The following is an 11,464-nucleotide window of genomic DNA, read 5'->3' as shown; positions in this document are numbered from 1 at the left end:
TTAATATATTAAGCCTGCTTAAACTCTTTAACAAGTTTATGATTTGATAAGAGTATAAGCAGGCTTGATATTAATAAATTATATATTAGAAAAACAAAAGAATGATAAAAACTTAATTTTATATTATTAATTATGTTTAGTATGTAATATTTTCATTATGTATAAGTAAATAGTATTTCGAATTTTATTAATTATAAATCTATATCTCTTAGAAGGCAAAATATCATACATGACGTATATTTACATATATTAAGATTCCAATTTTATTGATATCTCTTTTGAGCTTATGGTAAATAAGGAGTATGATAATATTCTAAATACATAAAGAAATAAAATGATGAAAATATATTACAATCGACTTTCAGGATAGGTAGGTATTTGTTGATAAAATAATCATTTTACATAGATACAGAAAATATAGTCTGTATTAATTATTGTTTCTAATAAAGAAGCGACAGGATTTTTCGTGACTTTATTGAAAACGTTTTTATTTCTTCCAAAACTAACCTTGTATATAATGAAAGAAAAAATAATTGTTTTTTCCTTTTTGAGAAAGCTTCTTCTGATAGAAGCCCAACAAAGCTGGTATTCCGTTTTTGATCATCCATATAGTAAGATATTCATACTACCTTCTAGTTTATTAATATGTTCGAGGTATTATCCTAATATCAGTCCCATATTACCCTTTCATGTTAATGCTCTGATTTATAGGCTATGAATGGTATAGAGTAGAATAACTAAACATATATACTAATACTAATTTTCCATGAAAATATTACAATACAATTTTTTAGATCCCGGTATCCGGAGCTTCTGTCTGACTGTTTCTTTTGTGATAACAGTTTTGATGGGAAGAGCTGAGGCTCAGACTCTTCTCACAGAAAGCTTCAATTACCCTTCGGGAACTTTGTTGACTAATGCCCATTGGTCCCAACAAGCAGGAGGAAGCCCTTCCGTGATTGTTGCGAATGGCAATCTTACTTATCCGAATACGATCTCAAATAATATCGGAAGTAAGGTAAGTTTAAGTAGTAGTGGACAGGATGTATACCATTCTTTTACCTCTGCTTCTTTAGATGTCTCTAATCCGGGAGTCTATTCTTCCCTGATCGTTAATGTATCCCAAGCTCAGGCTATAGGTGATTTCTTTTTTGCATTAGGAGCTTCTGGTCCTAATGCCAGTGTGTATATCCGCTCAAATGGTATTGGTTTCAGCTTCGGAGTTGGAAAAACAGCGGCTTCTGCGGAATACGAAACCACCGTACGACCTTTTAATACCAATATTATGTTGGTTCTTAAATATGAGTTTGTTACGGGAGCTCAGAATGATGAGATAAAATTATATGTCAATCCTTCCCTTGCTTCAGAGCCTGTTACCGCTGATATTGTAACAGCTCCAGCTATAGGTGATGTAGGTTCGTTAACGTATGCTTTTCTTTACCAGGGAAATGCATCAAATGCTCCTACTCTTGAGGTTGATGGGATCAATGTAGGAAGAAGCTGGGCTAGTGTAACCTCAGCTATATTTGATTACGGAGATACCCCGACCCTTTATGATTTTACGAAGGATGGTGTGTATGTTCCTGCTGCCCATACAGTGCTTACCGGATTGTCTCTTGGAAGCCTACTTCCCAGTACCGAGCTCACTCCTCACAGTGTAGCTGATGGTGCGGATAATAATGGGACAAATGGAGATGGTTTGGAAGAGGACGCTATAGATGTTTCCTTGAACCAAATCAGGAAAGGAGTATCTTATGTTTTAAGTGTTCCTGTTACTAATCCTTCTGGTACTAAATACCTATATGGTTGGATAGATTTTAATAATGATGGAAAGTTTCAGGCCGAAGAATTTGCGAGTATTTCATTTTCAACCTCAGGAAGCAGTACCCAAACTCTTACTTGGACAGCTGTTCAAACTGCGACAATAGCTTCAGGTGCGAATAAGCTGTATATGAGATTAAGACTCTCTGATAGATCTTTGAATGATTTTACTACAGTGGCAACAGGAGGAGCAACTCTTGATGAAAGAAGTATTGGTAGTGGAGCAACCTCGACCAATGATCCTACCGATTATGTGACCCCTGCGAATGGTGAAGTAGAAGATTATCAAATTGAAGTCGTGAATACTTACGAATATGGGGATCTTCCTGTTTCTTTTGAGAATGATAAGGACAGTAATCCATTACCTGGAATGCATGCTCCTTTGACAGGATTTACCTTAGGGTCTCTTATAGATTTTGAATCAAATCCGGCATCAGTCACTTCTCCCAATGAAAATAATATTGCTGGTGATAATGCAGTGGGATTAGCGGATGAAGATGCTTTAACTTCTTTAGAAAGTGTGAGTCATGGAGTACCATTTCATCTTTCGGTGCCGGTAAGCATACCAAGTTCTTTAACAGGTACCAAATATTTATATGGCTGGCTAGATCTCAATGGAGACGGTCGTTTTCAGGCTGGAGAGGTAGCTACGACTATTGCTACTACTTCAGGTAATGTTCAGCTCACATGGACTGCTGCTCAAACCAATCAGATTGCTTTTGGTACTCCTAGCATCTATTTAAGATTACGATTATCCAATTTGGATTTACAAGATTTTACTACGGTGGCAACAGGAGGAGCAACGCTGGATGAGAGAAGTATTGGTAATGGGGCAACATCCAGTTCTAATAGCGCGAATGCTGCTATTCCTCCTTTTGGTGAAGTGGAAGACTATCAGCTTCCTGTAGATTTTTATGATTATGGCGATGTACCGGTTTCTTATGATAATGATAAAGAGGGAAACTTTGTACCTGCAGGTCATATTTCACTTGCGGGACTATCCTTAGGAAATATAGTTCCTGGTGTTGAACCGACTCCTCATAGTGTAGCGGCTGGCGCAGACAACAATGGTGCGAATGGAGATGGTTTGGAAGAGGATGCCATAGATGTTTCCTTGAACCAAATCAGAAAGGGAGTTTCTTATGTTTTAAATTTTCCTGTTGCTAACCCTTCAGGTACCAAGTATCTATATGGTTGGATTGATTTCAATGATGATGGGAAATTTCAGGTAGAAGAAGTAGCTACTAATACATTTTCAACCTCAGGAAACAGTATGCAAGCCCTTACGTGGACGGCTGCTCAAACAGCCACAATAGTCGCCAGTGCAAATAAGTTGTATATGAGATTACGACTCTCTGATAGATCTTTGAATGACTTTACTACGGTAGCTACAGGAGGAGCTATTTTAGATGAAAGGAGTATTGGTAATGGAGCAACTTCAACGGGAAATGCTACGAATCACTCGGCTCCTTCAGATGGTGAGGTAGAAGATTATCAAATTGAGGTGGTGAATACCTATGAATATGGAGATGCTCCTGCGTCTTTCGAAAACGATAAAGATAATAATCCATTACCTGCAGTACATGCCCCACTTACAGGATTTACCTTAGGATCTCTTATAGATTTTGAAACTACACCTGCTTCAGTAATTTCTTCTAATCAAAATAATACGACGGGTGATAACGCAATAGGATTAGTTGATGAAGATGCATTACAACCATCATTTATTTCAATCAATACAGGATTTGCCTTTAGTCTTACTGTACCGGTAAATATTCCGACTTCTTTAAACGGGACAAAACACTTGTATGGATGGCTCGATCTCAATGGCGATGGGCGATTTCAAGTAGGAGAAGCAGCGGAAACTACTACTACGTTAAGCGGAGGGCATTATTTATTAAGCCTAAATTGGACAGCTGCTCAAATATCTCAGATTGCCTCTGGAACGCCAAATATTTATTTAAGATTAAGACTCTCGGATCAAAACCTTCAGGATTTTACAACGGTTGCTTCTGGAGGAGCTACTCTTGATGAGAGAAGTATTGGTAATGGGGCTACCTCTAGCGCTAATAGCACAAATGCTTCTACGACTCCTTTTGGTGAAGTTGAAGATTATCAGATTTTAGTAGATGTTCATAATGTAGGGGATATTATTGATAAAGAGTTTCTATTAACGGATGATTTGGTAGATAAAGACAATACCACAGCATTAGTTCCTGTTGCTTACAATACGGAATACAATTCGAATGCCTTCATTCACGATAATGTTACGCCATGTAATGTTAATAGAAATGTGTACTATGTTGCTAGAAATGCGGGACTAAGATTTAATTTTGGTCCAGGTAATTTATATAATGATTATAGTGTTAGTATTTATTTTAAATTTAACCCATACGAACCTATCGTGCGTAATTATGTTAGGATTATTGATGTAAAGGATAATATATTAGATGCTGGAATTTATAGAACGGGAGATAATTTAAATTTCTATCCTAATGGAAATGTAGGAAATAACCTTTTGATCAATTCAGGAACGGAGTATGTATTGTTAACTCTTACAAGAAATGGAGCGACTGGATATGTGAAAGTGTATATCAACGGAGTATTGGCATCGGGCTATAATGATGCTTCAGGAACCTATCAATTGACTTCATCAGGAAACTTTATTTTTATTAAAGATGATATTCAGGCTCCTCTTGAACAATCTCCTACAAATGTGGCATATATTAGGGTGACAAATACTTTGCAGTCTGATCAGGATATCTTGGACATGTATAACAATATTTGTAGTAGTATTTCTCCTGATGATTTTTGTTATAAGCCTGCTGCTACCACTGGATTAACCTTAGATACTAAATTAGGGATTACAGCTTTGGGAAGAGCAGGAGCCAATGGAGATAATTGGCCAATGGTTCGAAAAGGGGCATGGACTGCTTTAGAATCTAAAACCAAAGGTTTTGTACCGAATAGAGTGGCTTTTGATATTTCTGGTAATCCAATTGGTATTTCTCCATCTAACTTTGTGGAAGGTATGATGGTATATGATACGACTAATCAATGTTTAAAAATGTATACATCCAATGATGGAGGAACTACATTGGGATGGTATTGTATTGAAAAGCAAACTTGTCCAGATTAAATAGTGAAAAACGGCTTCAAAAAATCATATGGTGACTTTTGAGAGGCTTTTAGATAGCAAAAAATGGTTAATAATGTCCAAAAGGTGGATTTTTGATACAAGCAATGGTCGGAATAAATTCCGACCATTTTTTATATTGTATTATGATGAGGCATATTTGCATGGAATTTTCCTTAGCTAAATTTATATCAATAAGACCATTTTAGATAAGTTCAAACAAGCTCATAGAAATAATTGCAGTTCTGTTTAGAAAATTTTAATTTTACGTTTTAAAAAATTGCCTTGCAGTACGCTCAAATTGTTTTACCATTAAATTTAGAAGGATCTTTTACGTATAAAGTTCCAGATGAGATGATACGTGAAATTCAGATTGGAATGCGTGTTTTGGTTCCTTTCGGAGGCAAAAAAATTTATACGGGAATTGTTTTTGATTTGCATAATCAGGCACCGGAAAATTTCATTGCAAAAGAGGTTATTAATATTTTGGATGACAATCCGATTGTTCCAAAAGAGCAAATTGATTTCTGGAATTGGCTCTCAAATTATTATTTATGCAGCTTGGGGGAAATTTATCGTTTCGCATTTCCTTCTTCACTCAAACTTGAAAGTGAAACTTACTTGAAGCTGAGGCCTAATATAAAAATTGATTTCGAGAATCTAGATGTACACGAGATGTATTTGATTCAGGCATTGGAAGTTCGACAGCTTATTAATCTTACCGATATTGAAGCGTTTATTCCAAAAAGAGAGATCGTTAAAACCATTAATTCTTTGATTGATCTTCAATATATTGAGATTGATGAAAAAGTTTCCGAAAAATATAAGGTAAAAGAAGTGGCCTATGTTAAAATAAATGAAGAAGTCATAAGCAATCAGAATCTGACAGAAATTCTTTTAAAATTAAATAAGGCTCGTAAACAAAAAGAATTATTTCTTCATATTTTAGAAAAACAAACAGAAAATCCGCAAGGAATAATTAAAAAATCTGAACTCTTTGAGGATGGATATTTTTCAAGTTCACACTTTAAAGCGTTAGCCGAGAAAAACTTTGTTGAAGAGTATTATATTCAAAAAGATAGATTGGAAAGCTATGATGGAGAGATTGAAGAGATTGAAGAATTGTCGGAATCGCAGAAGATAGCAAAAAAAGAAATTGATGAAGCCTTTGAAGAACGAAAAAATGTTCTTCTCCATGGAATAACTTCCTCAGGGAAGACGCATATTTATTTGGAAAAAATTGAAGAATGTATCAATAATGGCAAAAATGTATTGTTTTTACTTCCTGAAATTTCTCTTACTAAGCAGATTACCCAACGGTTAGAAAAAAAATATGGTCGTCAGCTGGGCTTTTATCACCAAAAACTCACTGATTTTGAAAGAGTAGAAGTATGGAGGAGAATTAAACAAAATCATATTAAAATCCTTATAGGAACTAGAAATTCTTTGTTTTTACCCTTTCAAAATTTAGGATTGATAATTGTAGATGAAGAGCATGATTCTGCTTATAAACCAAGAGAAGTATCCCCTTATTTTAATGCTAAGGATTCAGCCTTAATATTGGGCGATTTTTATGACGCAAGAATTATACTTGGCTCTGCAACGCCATCGGTTGAAAGCTATTACAGAGCCAGGAAAGATAAAATGAAATATGTTTTTCTGAATGAAAGATTTAGAAATGTGAATGTCCCTGAATATGAAATTATCAATTTCAAAGAAGCTCAGGATTCTAAAAATGTATCCGGAAATTTTTCTTTTAAATTAATTGAAGAAATCAAAAAAAAGATTGATAATAAAGAGCAGACTCTTATACTCCATAACCGCCGTGGTTATGCCAATGTAGTAGAATGTGAAACCTGTGGATATGTAAACTATTGTTCTAATTGTGATGTAGTAATGACCTATCATAAAATGGCAAATGAAATGAAATGTCATTATTGTGGACAACGGGCTTCCAAACCCAAGACTTGTCCAAAGTGCTATTCGGAAAACTTAAATGAAAGAGGGGTCGGAGTAGAGCAAATACATGAAGAAGTTTCTAAAATATTTCCAGATAATGAGGTCGATAGAATGGATATTGATTCGATGCGAAAGAAGTTTGCTTATGAAAAACTTTACGAAAAAATTGAAAATCAAGAAACGGATATTGTAGTAGGAACCCAAATGATTTCAAAAGGATTAGATTTTGATCATATTGAATTGGTAGCCATTCCTAAAGCAGATTCTTTATTATATATTCAAGATTTTAGGGCGGAAGAAAGAGCTTATCAACTCATTACCCAGGTCTCAGGAAGAGCAGGAAGAGTTTCCGGAAATGGAAAAGTGCTCATCCAGACATATAATCCTGAACATTCTGTATTTCAGTTAATCAAAATAAATAATCCTACCAAAATCTACAAATATATTCTTACAGAAAGACAAAAGTTTCACTATCCACCTTTTACTAAGCTGATTATGATAGAACTTAAGCATAGAAGAGAGGATAAAGTAAATCGAGCTTCTCAATTTTTAGGTTCGGTTTTACGTAAATACCTTCCGGAAGAATGTGTTTTAGGCCCGGAAAGAGCACAAATTGCAAAGCTTAATAATTTATATCAGTTTCAGATACTTATAAAGCTGCCGAGAGGAAAAAATTATGAAATATTCAAGGATAAAGTAATCATAAGTCTAAAAGAGTTTAAAGAAATTACAGCCTATCAAAGCATTAAAAAGAGCGTTTTTGTCGACTTTTAACAATTTTTAACAAACTTTATAGTCTTTTATAAACCCTTGGTAAAGTGCCTTATAACAATAATTTTTACTTTTGGACGTTATTTACAGGGTTGGATATTTAATATATGATCTTTAACCAGTTCTCCTTTATATTATCCAAACTGTAAGAAAATGAAAAAATACATGATAAAATTCAGAAAATATATTTCAGGCATTACGGTTTTGGCTACAGGTTTTATACTTGCCCAATCTACCGTCTCTACAGTTTTATTTTCCCAATCTTATGATAATCAAAAAAGTAATTTAAACTTACCTTCTCCCATTAGTTCTACAGTGGAGAAAACTGTTTTATCGGCAAAAGAACTTGTAGATATCAATGTAAACACTATGATGGCTGATCCAGTTTTGAAAAATGCAAATTGGGGATTTGTTGTTTATGATCCGAAAACACAAAAGGTGATTTCGTCATATAATGAAAATACGGCCCTAATCCCAGCTTCTACAACCAAACTACTCACTACAGAGACGGCTTTAAACCTTTTAGGTGAGAATTATCGTTGGATGACGCAATTGGAATATTCTGGTAGTATTGATGAAAATGGAACTTTAAATGGAAATCTTTATATTGTAGGAAGTGGAGACCCATCTTTAGGAACTAATAAAGCGGGAGCATGGTCATATAGAGAGATTATTACAGACTATATAAACGGGCTTTCTAGAGAAGGAATCAAAAAAGTAAATGGTGATATTATTATTCAAACCGCACTTTTTAAAGGTAATATTTCAAAACTTCCAGAAAATATTGTTTGGTTAGAAAAGAATAATTACTATTTACCTGTAGGAACTACTCGTGATATTAATCCTGAAAATGAAAAATTGATTGTAAAACATAAAAACAATTTTTCTGAAGAGAATAAATATTTTTATGTTTCACCTTATATAAATCAAGTAGTATATGCAGATAAATATGAAGGGGATGGTATAGTAACGACAAAATTACCTGATGCACCTGCTTATTTAGCAAATGCATTCAGAACATCGTTAGTAAAGAATGGGATATCTGTTAGTGGAAAAGTAACTCCAAAAATGATAGAGACTGCTGTTGATGCTAGAAAAATGATTTCTATCTATAAATCTCCCACATTAGCAGATATTATTTATTATACAAATCAGCATAGTGACAATTCTCTTGCAGAGGCATTACTTAAAACAGTAGGTTTTCAGAGATTAGGAGATCAAACTTCCGAATCAGGTAGAATAGTGGTAACAAACCATTTAAAGGACCAAGGATTTGATATGATGGGACTTAACTATATGGATGGAAGTGGACTTTCAAGGGGTAATAATGTGACGCCAATTTCTCAAGTCAAGTTTTTAACGTCTTTAATGGGAGAAAAATATTATAAAACTTATTTTTCATCATTACCAGTGGGAGGACAATCCGGAACATTAAAAAGAATGTTTAATTACACAGGTAATGGACAGGTTTTTGCTAAAACAGGAACACTAAACAAGGTGAAAACTCTTGCGGGGTATATGAAAACTAATTCTGGAAAAACATTGGTTTTTTCTCTGATGGTTAATGATTATTCAGGATCTGTAGATATGGTAAAGAAAAGGATGGAAAAAATTCTAGAACCAGCGCTAGATCTATAAAATATTTTATTTCAATAATATAAGAAAACCTTTTAATGCTTATTAAGAGGTTTTTTTTATATTTGGAAAAATTGTTTCAATATGAAAAAGATCTATTTCGTAGTACTGAGTATTTGTGGTTTTTACCAATTGTACGGCCAAAGTGAAAATGTAGAAAAGAAGGATTTAATTTTAAAAGAGCAGAAATCATATGCGGCAAGAATGGTAGCCTATAATATTAATCCGAATACATTAAATTATGATTTACAATATCAAAGAATGGATGTAAGTCTAGATCCTGCTGATTATAATATTTCCGGTAAAGTAACATCACATTTTAAGCCCAACCAAAGTATGGGGAGTATTTATTTTGATCTTGCTAATCCATTAACGGTTTCTCAGGTTCAGTATCATGGAGTTGACCTTGTTTTTGAACAATTGCCTACCAAAGAGCTAAAAATAGATTTTCCCTCAAGCCTACCCGCCAATGTTACAGATTCTTTAACGATTCATTACTCAGGGCAGCCTCCTACAAATAATGGTGCATTCTCTACAGGTTCTCAAAGTGGAGTTCTTACATTAGCCACCTTGAATGAACCCTATGGAGCACAGGATTGGTTTCCTACAAAACAAAGTATGAATGATAAAATCGATCGATTTGATTTTAAAATTACGACTCCATCTCAATATAGTGTCGCTGCTAACGGAAAATTTATGTCGGAAACGATACTTCCAAGTGGCCAAAAATTAACTTTCTGGAGAACGATGTATCCCACACCTGCCTATTTAATTGCTCTGTCGATTACTAATTTTGTTAAATTAAATGATACAATAGGTAATCCACCATTTCCTTTTGTAAACTATTTGTATCCCTCGACTGCCAATGATCCAGGATTGATGGCTAATATTAACTGGACAAAACAGGTAATGGAAACTTTCGAAAGCTATTTTGGACTTTATCCTTTTAGGGATGAAAAATATGGGCACATGGAGTTTCATTATAATGGGACTTGTATGGAGCATCAAACAATGTCTTCTATGAGTTCTTGGGGAAAAAGAGTCATTGCACATGAGCTTGCTCATCAATGGTTTGGAGATAAAGTTACTTGTGGTGCATGGAATGATATCTGGCTTAATGAAGGATTTGCCACGTTTGGAGAACATTTGTCTAATGAAAAATTATTGATGACCAATTCAGAATTCATGAATTATCTTGCTTCTGAAAAGAATTATATTACGAGCGCTCCGGGAGGGAGTACCTATGTATCAGATGCAGACTTAGGAAATATTGGAACTATCTTTAGCGGAAGGTTAACTTATTCCAAAGGGGGATATGTTGTTCGAATGATTAAATGGATTTTAGGGGATACCACATTTTATCAGGCAATTAAAGATTATCATGCAAGACCTAATTTAGCGTATAATTATGCAAAAACAACCGATTTAAATAATTCTTTATTGCAATCAACGGGGAAGGATTTTACAGAATTTTTCAATGACTGGATCTATGGACAAGGATATCCTACGTATGATATAAAATGGAAACAGGCTGGAAATCAAATTACATTTAAAGTTTCTCAAACACAAAGTCACTCTTCTGTAAGCTTTTTTGAAATGCCTCTTCCTATAAAAGTGAATGGAACGAATGGTGAAGTCGCTTATTTTGCACTGAATAATACCATTAACGATCAATTTTTTACAGAATCGGTATCTTTTCCAGTATCAAGTGTAGAATTTAATTATGAACTTCAGATCCTGGAAAAAGATTCTCAAGTGAACCAAGATAATACATTGAGTACAAAAGAGTTTAGTGTTGATGATTTTTCTTTATATCCAAATCCGGCTAAAAACGAATTATATGTAAAAGGAATAAAAAAACCGATTGAGTTTATGATTTATTTTATGGATGGTAAATTAATTAGAAAAAGTATATATCAACCTAATAAACCAATTGATATTTCTGAATTGACTCCTGGGACTTATATTTTAACGATCAAGGATAAAAATATTAAGTTTTTAAAACATTAAAAATATTGAAAATCAAATAATACAAAAGCGGGCTATTATAGTCCGCTTTTGTATTATTATTTTGAACTAATTTTTAGAATAAAAATCATTAAATACAATATTTTACTACCTTTTTACTAAATTAGCGCATCA

General features: G+C 34.0%; 4 protein-coding genes. All 4 read left to right on the top strand.

Annotated features, from left to right (window positions below; all coding sequences use genetic code 11):
• The first annotated feature begins 766 nt into the window (after positions 1 to 766).
• The 4 genes from CHRY9293_RS00260 (at position 767) to CHRY9293_RS00245 (ending at position 11,332) form a co-directional block, all read left to right on the top strand.
• The gene (locus CHRY9293_RS00260; protein WP_162031073.1) at positions 767 to 4,960 is read left to right on the top strand and encodes a GEVED domain-containing protein; all 4,194 of its coding nucleotides are present in this window, start codon (positions 767 to 769) and stop codon (positions 4,958 to 4,960) included.
• Positions 4,961 to 5,242: 282 nt separating this feature from the next.
• Positions 5,243 to 7,690 carry a replication restart helicase PriA gene (gene priA / locus CHRY9293_RS00255; protein ID WP_162031072.1) on the top strand — a complete coding sequence of 816 codons (2,448 nt, stop codon included), beginning with the start codon at positions 5,243 to 5,245 and terminating at the stop codon, positions 7,688 to 7,690.
• 162 nt (positions 7,691 to 7,852) lie between these two features.
• Positions 7,853 to 9,325: a D-alanyl-D-alanine carboxypeptidase/D-alanyl-D-alanine endopeptidase gene (gene dacB / locus CHRY9293_RS00250; RefSeq protein WP_162031235.1), complete on the top strand. Its 1,473-nt coding sequence runs from the start codon at positions 7,853 to 7,855 to the stop codon at positions 9,323 to 9,325.
• A gap of 81 nt (positions 9,326 to 9,406) precedes the next feature.
• On the top strand, positions 9,407 to 11,332 hold the full coding sequence (locus CHRY9293_RS00245) for a M1 family aminopeptidase (protein WP_162031071.1): 1,926 nt from the start codon (positions 9,407 to 9,409) through the stop codon (positions 11,330 to 11,332).
• Positions 11,333 to 11,464: the final 132 nt, after the last annotated feature.

This window comes from Chryseobacterium potabilaquae (assembly GCF_902728265.1).
In the GTDB taxonomy this organism is placed as follows: domain Bacteria; phylum Bacteroidota; class Bacteroidia; order Flavobacteriales; family Weeksellaceae; genus Chryseobacterium; species Chryseobacterium potabilaquae.
This window is presented reverse-complemented; position numbering and strand designations above follow the sequence as displayed.

Excerpts from the sequence above, each read along its gene's own strand:
- CHRY9293_RS00260 (WP_162031073.1), top strand. The coding sequence starts at position 767 with ATGAAAATATTACAATACAATTTTTTAGATCCCGGTATCCGGAGCTTC.
- dacB (WP_162031235.1), top strand. The coding sequence starts at position 7,853 with ATGATAAAATTCAGAAAATATATTTCAGGCATTACGGTTTTGGCTACA.
- CHRY9293_RS00245 (WP_162031071.1), top strand. The coding sequence starts at position 9,407 with ATGAAAAAGATCTATTTCGTAGTACTGAGTATTTGTGGTTTTTACCAA.